General features: G+C 60.8%; 13 protein-coding genes. 9 read left to right on the top strand and 4 right to left on the bottom strand.

Annotated features, from left to right (window positions below; all coding sequences use genetic code 11):
- Positions 1-158: 158 nt before the first annotated feature.
- Both GMOLON4_RS15275 and GMOLON4_RS15270 read right to left on the bottom strand, forming a co-directional pair.
- Positions 159-1,841, bottom strand: coding sequence for an APC family permease (locus GMOLON4_RS15275; protein ID WP_211222670.1), 1,683 nt, complete (start codon positions 1,839-1,841; stop codon positions 159-161).
- Between the two features lie 192 nt (positions 1,842-2,033).
- Positions 2,034-2,801 carry a type 1 glutamine amidotransferase gene (locus GMOLON4_RS15270; RefSeq protein WP_084147308.1) on the bottom strand — a complete coding sequence of 256 codons (768 nt, stop codon included), beginning with the start codon at positions 2,799-2,801 and terminating at the stop codon, positions 2,034-2,036.
- A 215-nt stretch (positions 2,802-3,016) separates the two neighbouring features.
- Between GMOLON4_RS15270 and GMOLON4_RS15265 the strand changes: the two genes are divergently transcribed.
- Complete coding sequence (locus GMOLON4_RS15265; protein ID WP_026935914.1) at positions 3,017-3,769, top strand: HtaA domain-containing protein; 753 nt, start codon at positions 3,017-3,019, stop codon at positions 3,767-3,769.
- A gap of 97 nt (positions 3,770-3,866) precedes the next feature.
- Here GMOLON4_RS15265 and alr read toward each other — a convergent pair whose 3' ends face one another.
- Complete coding sequence (gene alr, locus GMOLON4_RS15260; RefSeq protein WP_051266085.1) at positions 3,867-5,006, bottom strand: alanine racemase; 1,140 nt, start codon at positions 5,004-5,006, stop codon at positions 3,867-3,869.
- Complete coding sequence (locus GMOLON4_RS15255; protein ID WP_026935916.1) at positions 5,003-6,226, bottom strand: NAD(P)/FAD-dependent oxidoreductase; 1,224 nt, start codon at positions 6,224-6,226, stop codon at positions 5,003-5,005. The genes alr and GMOLON4_RS15255 overlap by 4 nt, the downstream gene beginning before the upstream one ends.
- A gap of 314 nt (positions 6,227-6,540) precedes the next feature.
- On the opposite strand from GMOLON4_RS15255, the gene GMOLON4_RS15250 reads away from it, so the two are divergent.
- The 8 genes from GMOLON4_RS15250 to GMOLON4_RS15215 all read left to right on the top strand — a co-directional run bounded on the left by GMOLON4_RS15250 (position 6,541) and on the right by GMOLON4_RS15215 (position 14,491).
- Positions 6,541-7,680 (top strand): alcohol dehydrogenase catalytic domain-containing protein, encoded by a 1,140-nt coding sequence (locus GMOLON4_RS15250; RefSeq protein WP_084147310.1) that lies wholly within the window; start codon positions 6,541-6,543, stop codon positions 7,678-7,680.
- A gap of 84 nt (positions 7,681-7,764) precedes the next feature.
- Positions 7,765-9,237 carry an aldehyde dehydrogenase family protein gene (locus GMOLON4_RS15245; protein ID WP_026935918.1) on the top strand — a complete coding sequence of 491 codons (1,473 nt, stop codon included), beginning with the start codon at positions 7,765-7,767 and terminating at the stop codon, positions 9,235-9,237.
- 29 nt (positions 9,238-9,266) lie between these two features.
- Positions 9,267-10,688, top strand: coding sequence for an aminotransferase class III-fold pyridoxal phosphate-dependent enzyme (locus GMOLON4_RS15240; RefSeq protein ID WP_051266088.1), 1,422 nt, complete (start codon positions 9,267-9,269; stop codon positions 10,686-10,688).
- Positions 10,688-11,422, top strand: coding sequence for a winged helix-turn-helix transcriptional regulator (locus GMOLON4_RS15235; protein WP_051266091.1), 735 nt, complete (start codon positions 10,688-10,690; stop codon positions 11,420-11,422). The genes GMOLON4_RS15240 and GMOLON4_RS15235 overlap by 1 nt, the downstream gene beginning before the upstream one ends.
- Before the next feature lie 205 nt (positions 11,423-11,627).
- Positions 11,628-12,047 (top strand): PAS domain S-box protein, encoded by a 420-nt coding sequence (locus GMOLON4_RS15230; protein ID WP_026935919.1) that lies wholly within the window; start codon positions 11,628-11,630, stop codon positions 12,045-12,047.
- Positions 12,048-12,072: 25 nt separating this feature from the next.
- On the top strand, positions 12,073-12,852 hold the full coding sequence (locus GMOLON4_RS15225; protein ID WP_035731648.1) for an MBL fold metallo-hydrolase: 780 nt from the start codon (positions 12,073-12,075) through the stop codon (positions 12,850-12,852).
- A gap of 218 nt (positions 12,853-13,070) precedes the next feature.
- Complete coding sequence (locus GMOLON4_RS15220) at positions 13,071-13,553, top strand: Lrp/AsnC family transcriptional regulator (RefSeq protein ID WP_026935920.1); 483 nt, start codon at positions 13,071-13,073, stop codon at positions 13,551-13,553.
- Positions 13,554-13,732: 179 nt separating this feature from the next.
- Positions 13,733-14,491, top strand: coding sequence for a cysteine hydrolase (locus GMOLON4_RS15215; RefSeq protein WP_026935921.1), 759 nt, complete (start codon positions 13,733-13,735; stop codon positions 14,489-14,491).
- The last annotated feature ends 26 nt before the right edge of the window (positions 14,492-14,517 follow it).

Genomic DNA, 14,517 nt, shown 5'->3' with positions numbered 1-14,517 from the left:
GCAATGTGCAAGTTGCACATGATCTTTTCGGCCCCAGTGCATCCCCGGCACAGGGGTTAGGGAGCCGTGGAAAGACAACAGCGGGCGTTGCCAGATGGGTAGATCTGGCAACGCCCGCTGGGCTTATTGGCTGCGCGATTTAGCTATGGATGCGCGGCTTAGCGCGTCTTCGCGGCAACAGTTTCGGGCTGCACGGCAGCATCCTCCTCATCCTCGTAGATGGTGCCAATGCGCTGGTACGTCTCCGGACGGCGTCGCTTCAGGTAAAGCGCATAGCCAACACCAAACCCGAAGATCAGGATCACGTAGAGCGGAATGAGGTTGAGCGCGAGGATGTCGTGCTCAGCAATGAATGGAATGTAGATCGTGAGCAGCACGAGCACGATGAACTGCGCCACAGCCCCTAAGAGTGGTGCAATGAAGGACTTCCATCGGTCCAGCCATCCGGTTCTGCCGATCCGATTGAAGTAGGCGATCACCGAAATGGATACGGTCATCTGTACGAAGACCACGCCAGCCGTGCAGAAGATCGGCAACCAGGTACCAAGGTGCAAGAGCGGGTCAGCGCCCAGTAGCGCGAAGATTGACACGGTCACAATCGCGATTCCTGCCTGCACCGCGTTCGCGACGTAAGGAGACTTGTGTTCCTTGTGGGTGCGGCCGAGCTTCGGGGAAAGAATTCGGTCGCGACCCATCGAGAAGAAGTAACGCGATGCGTTGTTGTGGAATGCGAACGCACAGGCAAAGAATCCGGTGATCACCAGGAAGTCCATGAGCACGCCGACAACCGGCCAGGTGTACATGTCGGCGAGCACGAAGAAGTATTCGCCGAGCAGGTTCGTGGCTTGTTCTGGAGTTTCACTTCCGAAGCCGACGATGCCGGCGTAGGCCGCGAACGCGTAGAAGAGACCCAAGGTGATTACCGCGATGTAGGTGGCTTTCGGTACGGACTTCTTCGGGTCACTGGTTTCTTCACCGTAGATTGCCGTGGTTTCGAAACCGATCCAGGACCAGAAGGCGAAGAAGAATCCCAGGCCAACCGCGGGAGCTGCGAGGAAGGCTGCTGGGTTGAGGGCCTCGACCATCTGGCCTTCCGCCCCACCCTGCACGATGATGGCGGTGGCCACAAAGAACACCACCAGCACTTCAAGACCGAGGGCAATTCCCAACACCTTGCCGGCGAAGGTGACCTTGAAATAAGACATCAAGAACATCAGGGCGAGGCCACCGATGCTGCAGACCCACCAAGGGATATCGAGCCCGAGATAATCACGGAACATTGCCGAGGTGAAGTAACCAAACCCGCCACTGATCGCCGGAGCAATCATGCTGTAGGCCAGCATCACCGTCCAGCCGGCGCCGAGACCCGCGGGACGGCCGAGCCCCTGGGTGGTGAAATTATAAAACGCCCCTGCGGCGGTAATCCGTTTCGCCATTTGCGCGAAGCCAACTGCAAAGAGCAGCAGAATGAGCATCGCGGCGAGGTAAGTAAGCGAGGTCGCAAACCCGGAACCATAGCCGTATGAAATCGGGATATAGGTGGACACCACGACAAGCGGGGCTGCCGCAGCGGTCACCATCAGGACAATGGTGACGATGCGAATCGATCCTTTCAGCAAATTGGTCGAGACTTCGGCTGGTGCCTTTGCACTTGCCACGTCCGAATGAGTATTCCTCATGGTCATTGTTTTATTGCCTCTCCATTGAGTACGTAGCAGCGAGCAATTCCCTGGCACTACTCCGTGCCATTTATCGAGCGATACTGAAATTCGAGCGACACTGTGCTTCGAACGACACTGAGCTAATTGCTGCTGAGCTAATTGCCACCGAGACTGCACCATTCACTGAATTCAGAGAATGCGACTTTCACGCTGCCTGAAGGAAATCATCCGCCGCGGCCAGGTCGGGAATGCGGCAGAAATGAACACTGTCGCCGCGTTTTATGTGCCCAGTGAATATGTGCGCATTGACTCGTGCAAGTTCGGGAATGTGCATTGTGACCAGTCACATTCCCGCCATGCACCCGGTTCTTATTACCGAGCGGCGCACGCTTCGCTCACAATCGCAAGGAACCGGCCAATCAATCGTTGATTCGACTCAGCGGCTTGCGCATCCAAACGGAGAAATTCTCCCCGTTGACGCTCAAATTCCGCGGCGCGTGCCGGGTCATCACGACCGTCGTGCTCGGCCCATTCCTGAAATCGCTCCGGACCAATTTCCGGATGGAACTGCACTGCCCAAGATTGGCCAACGCGAAAAGCCTGATTCTGATACCGCGATCCCGTTGCGAGTCGCACAGCACGATCAGGCAGGCGCGAAATCGCCTCATAGTGGAACTCCCCCGAATGGAAAGTATCGTCGAGAGCACCGAACAGCGCGTCAGCTTTACCAGCCTCAGTCCGCTGCAGCTCCACTACTCCGGATTCGAGTCCGTCGTGGCCTTTTTCGACGACGCCACCAAACGCATCCGCCATGAGCTGCGCACCGAGGCAAATCCCGAGCGATGGCAAGGCGTCTTTTTCGGCTTCGCGAAGCATCACAGCAATATCCGTGAGCCAAGGATGACGGTCTTCCTCGCCCACGTTCATCGAACCACCCAGCACAATCACGCCATCCGCGTCAGGATGCGCGGGGACAGATTCGCCAAGAAAGGGTCGCACAAGCTCCACCTCGGTCGCCGACTCCGCAATCCAGTCTTCGATTCGAGCCATGTCACAGCGCACGTCAGGTTGGACGACCAAGATCTTTGGCCCCGTCGGCGTAGTGCGCACCTTTTCCTCAGCGCCTACTGATGTGTTCATTCATTCCTCTTTTCATTGGATGGCTTTTAAGCGCAAGGAAGCACAACGGGCATGCGTCATTGCGTCACTCATCTCACGGGAAGAATCCCTGTTGATGGTGTCTCGGCGGCACGTCCGGCCGCAGGGGTATGGGCACTGTGCACATGGGTACTATCCCTGCCCCGTCGAGAATTACGAGCCAGTCAAAGAAGTAATCACCGTCGATGGAGACAGGAATGACGCAGAACATTGCGGGCCGAGCGGGCCAGGCGGGCGACGGCCCGAACCGAGCCGGGCTTGGACTTTATTGGGCCGTCAAAGATAGCTTTGTCCGCTATATTCGGTCCGCTCGGGATGGCCAAATCGCGCTGGCTGATGGCGCAGCTTTGGTCTCGAGCGAGTTGACGGCGTCGCGCAGCTCCGCAGAGTCTGCTGACGGTGCTGCGGTTCAGGCTGAAGTTCAGGCCTCGGAGAACCACTCGGGCACAGTTCGCGAACAGTTTCAATTTGGGCTCGAGCAGTACGACCAACAGCCGGACGAACTCCGGCTCGCATTTCGCGGTGCAGTTCAGTTCAAAGCCCATTTCGGGATGCTCGATGTCACGCTCCGAAACCCAAGGCTCTTGCTACGAGAATCGTCCGCAGAGCTCGCGATTGCAGTTCATCGCGGTGACGCGGCCGTGACGGTTGGAGCTGTTGGAGCAAAAGACCACGGTCCTGAGGGCGGCGGTTCGACGGCCGGTGGATCTGGTACCGAGCGTGCTCAAGCATCCGGCCTCGTGACCTGGCTGCACGTCGCGCATGTGGCGCTCCCCAATCCAGAAGATGACGGTCTTACCTCCACTTGGCGCGACGCGAAAACGACACTCACTGAAGCCGGCGCTTACCTCTTTGACGATACCTATGCCGTCGGTGAAGAGCTCGCACCGCTCACGCTTCGCGTCCCCAGCATCATTCGCGCTGAGCTCCGCGCTGGCCAACACCGATAAGCATCTAGCCCAACTTAGGCGACTCTTTTAGTACTCAAGGCTTACGTGCCGCCAAATTGAAGTTCCCGGCTTTTTAGGCCGGGAACTTCAATTTGTTTTATCGTTCGACTCTGGTGACGCGATGACCGATGCGAGTAACGATCTCGTAGTTGATCGTGCCCGCCGCGTCCGCCCAATCTGCCGCCGTCGGGATGCTTTCGCGTTCGTCGCCGAATACGGTCACGAGATCTCCCACCGCGACGGGTGCATCCCCCACGTCGATCACGAATTGGTCCATCGCCACCCGCCCGGCAATCGGATAACGTTTCCCAGCGATCGAGACCTCACCGAGCCCGCTCGCTTGCCGAGGAATGCCATCGGCATAGCCCAGCGGAACGAGTGCAAGTGTGGTTTCCCGGCTCGCGCGATATTTGTAGTCATAGGACACGCCCTGCCCGGAGGGAACACGACGCACTGCGGCAACTGGTGCACGCAAGGTCATGGCTGCCCGCAGGCCGAGGTCCGATGCAGACCGGTCAGCAAAGGGCGATAGGCCATAGATGCCGAGCCCGACTCGCACGGCGTTGAGCCTGGCCTGCGGAAGCGAAATCGTCGCCGCAGTGGCCGCGAGATGCGTGAGTTGAGGCTGTAGGCCCGCATCCTGTGCGAGCCTCACGGCCCGGGTGAACTCTTTAAGCTGTGCGAGATCATCCTCGGCCGAGGTGCCCGACAGGTGGCTAAAGATGCCAACGACTTCGAGCAACCCGGCAGCCTCGAATTGACGCGCCCGCGCGAATAGTTCGGTCCAGGTCGAGGGTGCCGCGCCACCGCGGCCGAGACCCGTTTCGAGTTTGAGGTGCACGTTTGCGGGTCCAACCGTGGCGCTCGCCGCAGCTACCGCCTCGAGTTGTGCTTCCGTGCCAATCCCGAGTTCGATCCCTTCATCGACGGCGGTGCGAAAGTCTTCGCCCGGCGGATGCAGCCAGGCCAACACGGGCACTTCACGAAGCCCGGCCCGAACGAGGTCGAGCGCCTCATCAAGATCCGCCACACCGATTCGCGTCGCGCCACCGGCAATCGCCGCGCGGGCGGCCCGTGCGGCGCCGTGGCCATACCCGTCAGCCTTGACTACTGCAATGAACTCACCGACGCTTGCAAGGGACTTGAGGTGCGCGACGTTCTCAGTGATCGCTGCAGTATCAATGATCGCGTGACGAAAGCGCGTGGCTGCGTCAGTGAGGGTTTGGTTATCGCTCATCGCAGCGGGTCAAACGGTGCGATCGCCGGGTTGGTACGGCCCGTGTCGATCTTCTCGGCGAGGAGCTTGCCGGTGGCGGGGCCGAGGACGAAGCCCCACATGCCGTGTCCACCCGCAACAAAGATGTTCTCTGCTCGGGTTGCACCGACCAGCGGCAGCCCGTCCGGGGTAACAGGTCGAGAGCCAACCCATTCGTCCTTGCGGTCCGAGAGGTCCACGCCCGTAAAGAGCTGACTTGCTTGCTTGACGATCGCTTGGATGCGGCGGGGCTGGAGCGGCTCGTCCGGACGACGGAACTCCATGGTTCCGGCAATGCGGAATCGGCCCTGGTACGGCGTGCAGGCGAGACGCGCGTGCGGCAGGTAAACCGGGTAATTCTGTGGTTTCTCGGTTGCCACCGAGAAGGAGTACCCACGTCCTGCTTGAACGCGAGTGCGTACGCCGAATTGACGAGCGAGTTTCGGCAGCCAGGCGCCCGTGGCAAGCACGAGCTTGTCCGCGCGAAGCTGTTCCCCATTCTTGAGTAGCACCGCGGGCTGTCGGCCCTGAAGCACCGCACTGACGTTGTGTCCGAACTTCATCTTCGCACCACGCGCGGCCACAGCGTCCCCCAGCGCGTGCGTGAAGGGACCCGGTTCGAGGAAGCGCTGACCATCGAGGCGGTACACCGACTTCACGCGTTCCGACAATACGGGCGCGAGTTCGCTCGGGTCACTGAGTCGCTCAAATGGCACCTCTTGACCGTGCCGCACCACGCCCGCGATCTCGTGCTTGAACCCGACCGCCTGCTTTTCTTCCTCAAAGCCGATCACGAATGGTCCCTCACGCGTCCACGAGTCAACACCACCGTCGACCATTTCGTCGAAGTGCTCGAGGGCGATCTTGTCGATCGGGGTGAGTCCCGCCATCGTCTTATCCCAGGAACGGTTGTTCGCGTGCGCCATAAAGCGTGCAAAGAACGACCAGAGGTTGAGGTCAAAACGAAGCGGCACGTGGAGCGCAGCGTCCGGGTCGAGCAGGCCTTGCGGGCCACTGAGCCACAGGCTCGGGTGCGCAAGCGGAATTGCTTTCCCGGGCGTCAACCAGCCGGCGTTACCCCAGGATGAACCTGCGGCAACCCCCTTACCGTCCACGACCGTGACCTCGTAGCCCCGTTCCTGCAGGTGCCAGGCCGTTGAGAGTCCGACGATGCCTGCTCCGACAACGATGGCAGTGCGCATTGTTCCTCCTTAGTTCAATCGCAACCGATGCGGCGATAATTGCCGTGAATGCTTTCGGCCAAGTATCCGCATCTTTCGACGAAGCATCGGATATTGCGAAGATTCCTCGACAAAATTTGCCGAATTGATTCTTTTCTTCGAAATCCACGGATATCTCGCGGCGGTTGTTGAACGTATTTCGATAATGCCCTGCGCACCTGAATTTCTTCGTATCGTGATCGTCACGAGAAGCACGGGCGCATATCGGCGTCGTAAGCAGAGTTCGTAAGCAGAGTTCGTAAGCAAAGAACGCAAGCACAGAAAGGGTGTCGAGGATGACATCGATATCGACTTCGGTCAGCGGAACCCAGCGTGATCGCGATCACAGAACCGAGATCACCGCCGCAGTCCTCCGCACCCTGGGCGAACCATTGGCGCTCGAACAAGCCTTTATCGACGTGCCGCTGGTGGGCGAGGTACGCATCCGGACCCTGGCGGTGGGGCTCTGCCACAGTGACCTCCACTACCTCGAGGGCGGCTTAGCCATTGAGACGCCAGCGGTGCTCGGTCACGAAGTCGTCGGCGAGGTCGAACAGGTCGGCCCAGACTGTCGGTCACTGCAGCTGGGCGATCGAGTCATCGCGAGCATCACCCCGTCTTGCGGGCAATGCCCGCAGTGTGTCAGCGGAAAAGCCACTCGCTGTCTTCGAACCGCTGAAATGCGCATCCGCGAGCGCCCCAAACTGCTCGATAGCAACGGCCAACCTATCAACCTGCTCGGTTCGATCGGTGCCTTCGCGGAGGCATTCATCGTGCCCGAGTCGGCAACCGTGCCGGTGCCCGATACCCTCGATTCCGCATCCGCTTGCCTACTGGGCTGCTGTGTCGCGACGGGTTTTGGCGCGGTCGTCCATGGCGCCGAGGTATCCGCGCTCGATACGGTCGCGGTGTTGGGATGCGGTGGGGTCGGTATCGCTGCAATCCAGGCCGCGCGGATTGCCGGGGCCCGAAGGGTTATCGCCATCGACTTGCATGCAGAGAAGCTCGATCGGGCACGGAAGTTTGGGGCCACCGACACGCTGCTTTCGACTTCCGAATTGGTAGCCGAGGTGGATGCGCTGTGTCCCGGTGGCGTGGATAAGTCCTTTGAAGCGGTAGGGTCGCCCACCACGGCCGGGCTGGCATTCGACATTCTTGCCCCTGGTGGTACCGCCACCATCCTTGGGTTGCAAGCCGCCGGCAAGCGCATCGAAATCGATGCCGAGAAACTCATCGAGGGCGACCGCAAGATTGCGGGTGCATACATGGGCGCGAATCAGCTTTCGCGCGACATGCTCGCCTTCGCCGATCACTTTGAACGGGGCACCCTCAACCTCGTCGACATGGTGACCTCGCACTGGTCATTCCCCGATATCAACGACGGGTTCGCCGCAATGCGGTCGCCCGACTCCATCCGCGCCGTCGTGACGTTCTAAGCCGTCCTGACCTTCGCAGCCGTCCCAATGTTTTAGGCCGATCCGGCACCCACCACAGCTCACTCGCAAACACAGGAGGCTTCATTGTCCCGAATCTCCCCCGCCCTCGTCGAACAACGCTCGTTCATCGACGGCGCTTGGCTCACACTTGAACCCAGTTCCGCAATGCTCACCGATCCGAACACCGGTGAGGACCGGCAACCGAAACGCGATACTGACCCGGCCGACGTCGAACGGGCTCTAGCTTCGGCTGCGGCGATCCACGCGGACGGCACGCTCGAAGCGATACCGCTCGCCGATCGGGTAGCGCTGCTCAACCGCGTGGCGGATGCCCTCGATACCGCGGTTGAGGCGATCGCGCAGCAGGACTCCATCAACACCGGTACTCCGATCGCGACGGCGCGGATCATCGCCGGTTCGCTCGGTGACCGGGTACGCGGCGCTATTGCCGATGCAGTAGACCTCGGCGAATCCGAGACGCTGCACGACGGCGATCGGCCGGTACTGCTGCTCCACCGACCGCTCGGGCCTGCACTCATCGTCGCGCCCTGGAATGCGCCGACGTTCACCGTGGTCGGCAAAGTCGCGGCCGCCATCGCAGCCGGCTGCCCCGTACTCCTGAAGCCCTCACAAAACGCTCCCGGTGGCTGCCAGCTCCTCTCCGAAATCATCGTTGCTGCCATGGCAGAATCGGGCTTCCCGACTGGGGCCTTCCAACTCGTCCACGGCAGTTCACGAATCGGTGCGTTGCTGACCGAAGACCCCAGAATCGAAGTCATCTCGTTCACCGGTGGCGATGCCGCCGGGCGCACCGTCGCCCGCGCCGCCGGTGCGAATCTCGCCGTGGCGCAAATGGAGCTCGGATCGAATAACCCCGCCATTATCCTCGAGGATGCGGACGTTACCGCCGCTGCGGATGCCGTCGTCGCTGGCATGACCCGCATCAACGGGCAATGGTGCGAGGCGCCCGGCAAGATCCTCGTGGCCGCGAGCATCCATGATGCCTTTGTGGCGGCGATGCGAGATCGCCTCGCCACCCTGCAGCTCGGCGACGCGCTCGAGGAAGGTACCGAGGTCGGTCCTTTGGCTTTTGAAAGTCACCGGGATGCGTTGACTAAGGCCGTCGATCGGCTCACGTCCTTGGGTGGCGAACTCGTCGCCCCCGGCACGTTGCCGCCGATGGACGGCTGGTTCTTGCTGCCCGGCATGGTGACCGGCACTCGCCCTGAGGATGCCACCGAGGAACTGTTCGGTCCGCTCGTGACGGTTCACGCGGTCGATTCCCCCGAGGAGGCGCTGCGCCACGCGAATGGCCCGGTGACCGGGCTCGATGCCTTCGTATTCGGGAGCGACCGCGAGGCGACGCTCTCACTCGCCTCGCGCATCCGGGCCGGCGAAGTGCGGATTAATGGCACCTATATGGTCGATCTCGCGGAAGGCTCACGACAGACGTTCTGGGGCACGAGTGGCATCGGCGGCCATGGCCCGCGGAATGGCGTGCGGTTCTTCCTCGGCGATCGTGTCATCGGGGTAGATCACCAGTCGGCGCCCCTATAGTGCAACCCCAAATAGTTCGGAGCAGTTCAATGAATGCACTCGCTTGGGCAGATCGTTCACAGGCGCATCTGTGGCGACACTTCGCCCCGGTCGCTGGGCCCGCACCGCAGATTTTTGTTCGTGGCGAGGGGTCCTACCTTTTTGATGCGAATGGCGACCGCTACCTGGATGCGCTATCCGATCTGTACTGCGTCAACCTCGGGCATTCCTATGGTGAAGAGCTGGGCCAGGCAGCGCTCGCGCAGTATCGAGAACTCGGGTTTCTCTCGACTTGGGGCAATGCGCATCCCGCGACGATCGAACTCGCGGAGCGGCTCGCGGAGATGACTCCGGCGGGGCTCAACCGCGTCTTTTTCACCCCGAGTGGTGGCGAGTCAGTGGAAGCCGCCTGGAAAATCGCTCGGCAATACTTCCTTCTGCGCGGCGAAAATCGGTATAAGGGGATTTCGCGAAAGACGGCGTACCACGGCACGACCCTCGGCGCGCTCGGCCTCAACGGCATCGATCACCTCCGCGAGCCCTTCGAGCCACTGCTTCGCGGCGGCGTGCAGGTGTCCAATACGCGCGAAGTCGCCTTGGCCGATTCCGCGGCGGAGAAAGCGGCGGCGGTCCAGCGCATCCTCGCCGAGGTCGAAGCCACAATCCAGCGTGAAGGTCCAGAGACTATCGCGATGCTGATCATCGAGCCGGTACAAAACCACGGTGGGATGCTCCACGCACCCGAGTCCTATGCCCGAGGTTTGCGAGCCCTCTGCGACCGTTATGGCATCTTGCTCGTGGCAGACGAGACCATCACGGCGTTCGGACGCGTCGGCGAATGGTTCGCGTCGGAGTCCTTCGGATTCGATCCCGACATCATCGTTACGGCCAAGGGCCTCTCCTCGGCCCACGCCGTGATCGGTGCGGTGATCGTGCACGACCGGGTGCTCGAGCCGTACCGCGAGCCGGGTGCCTTGCTCCAGCACGGCAATACCTTTGGCGGCCATCCGGTCATGGCGGCAGTCGCACTCAAGAACCTCGAGATTATGACGCGCATCGGCCTGCCAGCGCAGGTGCGAGCGCGCACACCCGCGCTCGAGGGGTGGATGCGTTCCCTCGCGTCGCATCCGCTCGTCGCCCAGGTGCGTGGCGCGGGGTTCCTCTGGGCGATCGAGCTGCGCTCGCCGGAGCATTTGAGACGGGATGCGACCCGGAGTGTGTACGAGGACGCCGACATCACCGGACGGCTCCGCGAGCGCCGGGTCCTCACCCGAATCGCATTCGACGATGACATTCCCATCATCAATGTCGCACCACCACTCGTCGCCGAAGACGTCGAGTTCGAGACCATCACGCACGCAATCCGCGAGGTGCTCGATGAGGTCCGCGACCAGATCGAAGGAGGGTTTGCACTGCTCAGCGAACGCCAGCACCAGCTCCAGCACCAGCACCAAGAACGGATGGTGACCTAATGCATCCAGGTAGTCGTTTCGACCGCGAAGATACGCCGAAACCCGGTCCCGCACTCGATTTCGATCCGCTCGATTTCTATCCGCTGGATCTCGCCACGCGCATCCTCGCTGACCGCTGGTCGCTGCTTATCGTGCGGGAACTCATGATCGCATCCTGCGGGTTCAATGCCCTCGCGAGGGCACTGCCCGCGCTCTCGCGCACCCTGTTGTCCTCCCGGTTGAAGTATCTTGCCAGCATCCGAGTCCTTGAACGGTCGCCCGCTGAGCATGCGCGCGGTCAACGAGACTATCGGTTGACGCCCGCGGGCCTCGCGCTGCGGCCGCTGCTCGATGCTTATGGAATCTGGGCCCGGGACTGGGGCCCGATGATTTCGGGCGAGGAACCTCACGCAATTGCGCGCATCCTGCAGCACATGTCGGACAACCTCAATTTCGAGCAGTTGCCGGCGAATGATTTGACGATCGGGTTCGAGTTTCTTGACTCGGATGCGCCCCTCGGCTGGATCCGCGCGCGGGCAGGCAATCCGGTCGCCGCGATCGGCCCGCATGAGGTCGACCTGGACCTGCGAGTCACTGTCGCCCCACGCATCCTGCACGAGCTGTGGTGGGGCTATCGCCAATGTGAGGATGCGCGCCTCAGAGGCGATATCGGCTTCGATGGTCCCACGCGGTACTCGCTATCGTTCAGCAGCTGGTTTACTGCGGAACGGGGTCGTCACCTTCGCGCGGTCTGATACTTGCGCGCGGTCTGACACCTGACAGGCGGTTGGATGCGGGAGGCACCGCATCCAACCGCCTGTCGTCGCGAAGAAATTGCGTCACTACCGGTACAGATTTCGCACTAGTCCAAGGTTTTCCCTTGGCGTCTACTTGCTTCCAAGAGTGAAAGAACACTCTCAACCTCCACAAACAACAACGAAGTTGAAGGAGCCGTGAGGCATGACCAACACCGAACCTGATTTCAAGCGGATGTTTGAAGCGCTGCCGAGTCAGTACATTGTCGTGGACCCGAACCGAATTGTGGTGGCCGCGACGGATAGCTTCCTCGAGTCGACCGCGCGCACCCGAGAAGGTGCCATGGGCCGCGACATTCTTGAGGTGTTTCCAGACAACCCGGATGACCCCGAGGCCAAGGGAACGACAATTCTGCGCGAATCGATTGAGCGGGTGCTCGCGTCGAAACAAATCGATATCTTGCCTGCCGTTCGTTACGACCTCGATGAGGGCGATGGCACTTTCAACGAGCGATGGTTTCAGCCGCTCAATGCGCCGGTGCTCGATGATGCGGGCGAAATTCTCTATGTCCTGCACGGCGCGGAGGACATCACCGAACAGATGAAGGCGCAGAACGCGCGATAGCCAACAACTTTTGGAGCACAACACCATGGATGAAATCAACGTCACCCTCATTGGCGGTCCAACCCTGCTCATCGAGTACGCGGGAGTCCGTATCCTCACCGACCCAACGTTTGACCCGCCACAGACCTATCACCACCCGATAGCCGGGCCCGTCATCAAGAAGAACGGTCCGGCGATGACGCCCGAAGAGCTCGGCGCGATCGACCTGATTCTGGCTTCGCATGAGCACATCGACAACCTCGATGTCGCGGGCCGCGGCTTTCTCACGATGATGCCGCTGACGCTCACGACTGTCGAGACGGCAAGCAATTTCGGTGCGAACGTGCTTGGTCTCGAAGACGGTCAGACCTATGACTTGGCGTTACCCGATGGCCGTTCAATGAAGATCACTGCGGTTCCGGCCCATCACGGCCCAGAAGGTGTCTGGGAAGCGCTGGGGCCAGTGATTGGTTTCGTGCTCGAGGTCGAGGGCGCGCCGACGATCTACTTCAGCGGCGACAATTCCGAACTCGACATCATCGAAGGTATCGCGGCGAACCACCCGAATATCGACGTCGCGGTGCTCAATGTGGGTGGCGCGAAATTCGATGTGATCGCCGACGGTGCCTACATCACGTTCAGCAATGAGCGGGCGCTCGAGGCCACGCGAATCCTCGGGGCAAAGAAGATGATCGCGGTACATGAGGACTCCTGGGCTCACTTTAGCCAAGATGCCGCGAGTATTAGCGAGCTATTTGCCACGTCAGGCTCTCCTGACACTGTGATCGCGCTCGGCATTGGCGAAAGCGAGCGGATTTCGCTGTAATTCTTGGTGGCGTGGGCACCTGGCCGGTAGTAATCCGACGGGGCTTCGTTACCTCACTGAGGGACATGCAGGATGCTGTGGCCGGCTTCGATTTCGAAGTCGGCCACATTGCGTTCTTGGATCATGTGCGTCTGGCACACCTCGAGGCTGCGGGTCACGGTAGATTCTTCGAGTACGACTCTCCTCCTGTGAATTTTCAATGCTGAAAGGACGCCGACGTGACTGATTCTTCCGATACCGTGCGCCGAACCCTCGACGAGCTTGATCTCGCGATGATTCGTGAACTCGAGCGGGACGGTCGGATCTCCAATAGTCAGCTCGCGTCTCGGCTTGGCATCGCCGACTCAACCTGTCATAAGCGATTCCGCGCGCTCGTGGACAGTGGCGTGATCACCGGTTTCCATGCCGAAGTCGACCCCGCCGCCATCGGTTTACAGATCGAAGCGCTTATTTCGATCCGTATCCATCCACATGCCCGCGGCACCTTGCGGAAGTTTCAGGCCTATCTCGAACGGCTGCCGGAGTCGAAGCACGTGTACTTCGTCGCCGGTGAGCGAGACTTTCTCATGCACGTAGCGGTGCGGGATGCCGGGGCTCTGCGAACACTCGTCTCGGATCAGATCAGCACCCGCGAAGAAGTCGCCGCGACCAACACCAGCCTCATTTTTGACCATTCTCCCCAGCGACGGTTGCAGCAGTAACTGCAACCGTCGCCGCAAGAGCTGCAGTCGCTCGGGTGCCAAATCAAACCCAAGCGATCAGGCACATTCCGACACAATTCGAAACACTGCGAGCGCATCCCCTCGCTTCCTCCTAGCCTGAACACTGTCCGAACGCAGCCTGAACACTGTTGGTTGCCCAGCGACACCTAGGAGAATTGATGACCACGCTCACCGTCGCGCAAGAACGCATCACCCCATTTGAACCAGTCGCGCTCGACCCTGCCGCGCAGAATCCGCCGCTCCAACCGAACAATCTGGCGTCGATTCCGGAGCTAGCGAAGCACTGGCAGGACCTTGATTTTCGTGAAATCCTCTCGCGCAAGGCTGCGTTCCTGTCGGTCAGTCAGTCGAATTCGCTCTACAAGCCCGGTGGTGTGCAGTACGCCGAAGGTCACGCCTTCCGCGGCAGCCTCGAGGCCACGGTCAAGGTGGCCAAAGCCGCGCGAGCTACGGGGAACTTCGAACTCTTCAACTGGATTGGCTACACAATCTTCCGTTCGGGCTACCCGCAGAGCGCTTTTGATCGGGCACAGTACAACGCTTGGACCGGCGACATCGACGCCACTCCGGAACAGATCGCGTGGGACGATGCGCTCGTCGATGAGCTCAAGGAACTCGTCGAGCCCGGTGACCGCGAGTTCCCCGAGACCGCGCTCCAGACGGCGTTCGTCGGGACGGATCTTCCGGGCACGCTCGCACGCTTCGGAGTCGAGGTGCTCGTGATCACGGGCATCCACCTCGATTGGTGCATCGAGGGCAACGCTCGCGCGGCCCGCGACCACGGGCTCTTGCCGATCATCATTGGCGATGCCACCGGATGCCACCGTCAAGAAGACGAGCCCGCCGCATTCCGACGGATCAACAACTTCTTCGCGCCGATCCTGACTTCGGATCAGTTTGTCGAATATCTCAGTTGATCAACGTGGATGCGGCGGGCTCAGAC

This window comes from Gulosibacter molinativorax, assembly GCF_003010915.2.
Lineage (GTDB): Bacteria > Actinomycetota > Actinomycetes > Actinomycetales > Microbacteriaceae > Gulosibacter > Gulosibacter molinativorax.
Note: the sequence above shows the minus strand (reverse complement) of the source record. Positions and strands in the feature narration are given on the sequence as shown.

Excerpts from the sequence above, each read along its gene's own strand:
- alr (WP_051266085.1), bottom strand. The coding sequence starts at position 5,006 with ATGAGCGATAACCAAACCCTCACTGACGCAGCCACGCGCTTTCGTCAC.
- GMOLON4_RS15225 (WP_035731648.1), top strand. The coding sequence starts at position 12,073 with ATGGATGAAATCAACGTCACCCTCATTGGCGGTCCAACCCTGCTCATC.
- GMOLON4_RS15240 (WP_051266088.1), top strand. The coding sequence starts at position 9,267 with ATGAATGCACTCGCTTGGGCAGATCGTTCACAGGCGCATCTGTGGCGA.
- GMOLON4_RS15235 (WP_051266091.1), top strand. The coding sequence starts at position 10,688 with ATGCATCCAGGTAGTCGTTTCGACCGCGAAGATACGCCGAAACCCGGT.
- GMOLON4_RS15255 (WP_026935916.1), bottom strand. The coding sequence starts at position 6,226 with ATGCGCACTGCCATCGTTGTCGGAGCAGGCATCGTCGGACTCTCAACG.
- GMOLON4_RS15265 (WP_026935914.1), top strand. The coding sequence starts at position 3,017 with ATGACGCAGAACATTGCGGGCCGAGCGGGCCAGGCGGGCGACGGCCCG.
- GMOLON4_RS15275 (WP_211222670.1), bottom strand. The coding sequence starts at position 1,841 with ATGGTGCAGTCTCGGTGGCAATTAGCTCAGCAGCAATTAGCTCAGTGT.
- GMOLON4_RS15230 (WP_026935919.1), top strand. The coding sequence starts at position 11,628 with ATGACCAACACCGAACCTGATTTCAAGCGGATGTTTGAAGCGCTGCCG.
- GMOLON4_RS15250 (WP_084147310.1), top strand. The coding sequence starts at position 6,541 with ATGACATCGATATCGACTTCGGTCAGCGGAACCCAGCGTGATCGCGAT.
- GMOLON4_RS15270 (WP_084147308.1), bottom strand. The coding sequence starts at position 2,801 with ATGAACACATCAGTAGGCGCTGAGGAAAAGGTGCGCACTACGCCGACG.
- GMOLON4_RS15215 (WP_026935921.1), top strand. The coding sequence starts at position 13,733 with ATGACCACGCTCACCGTCGCGCAAGAACGCATCACCCCATTTGAACCA.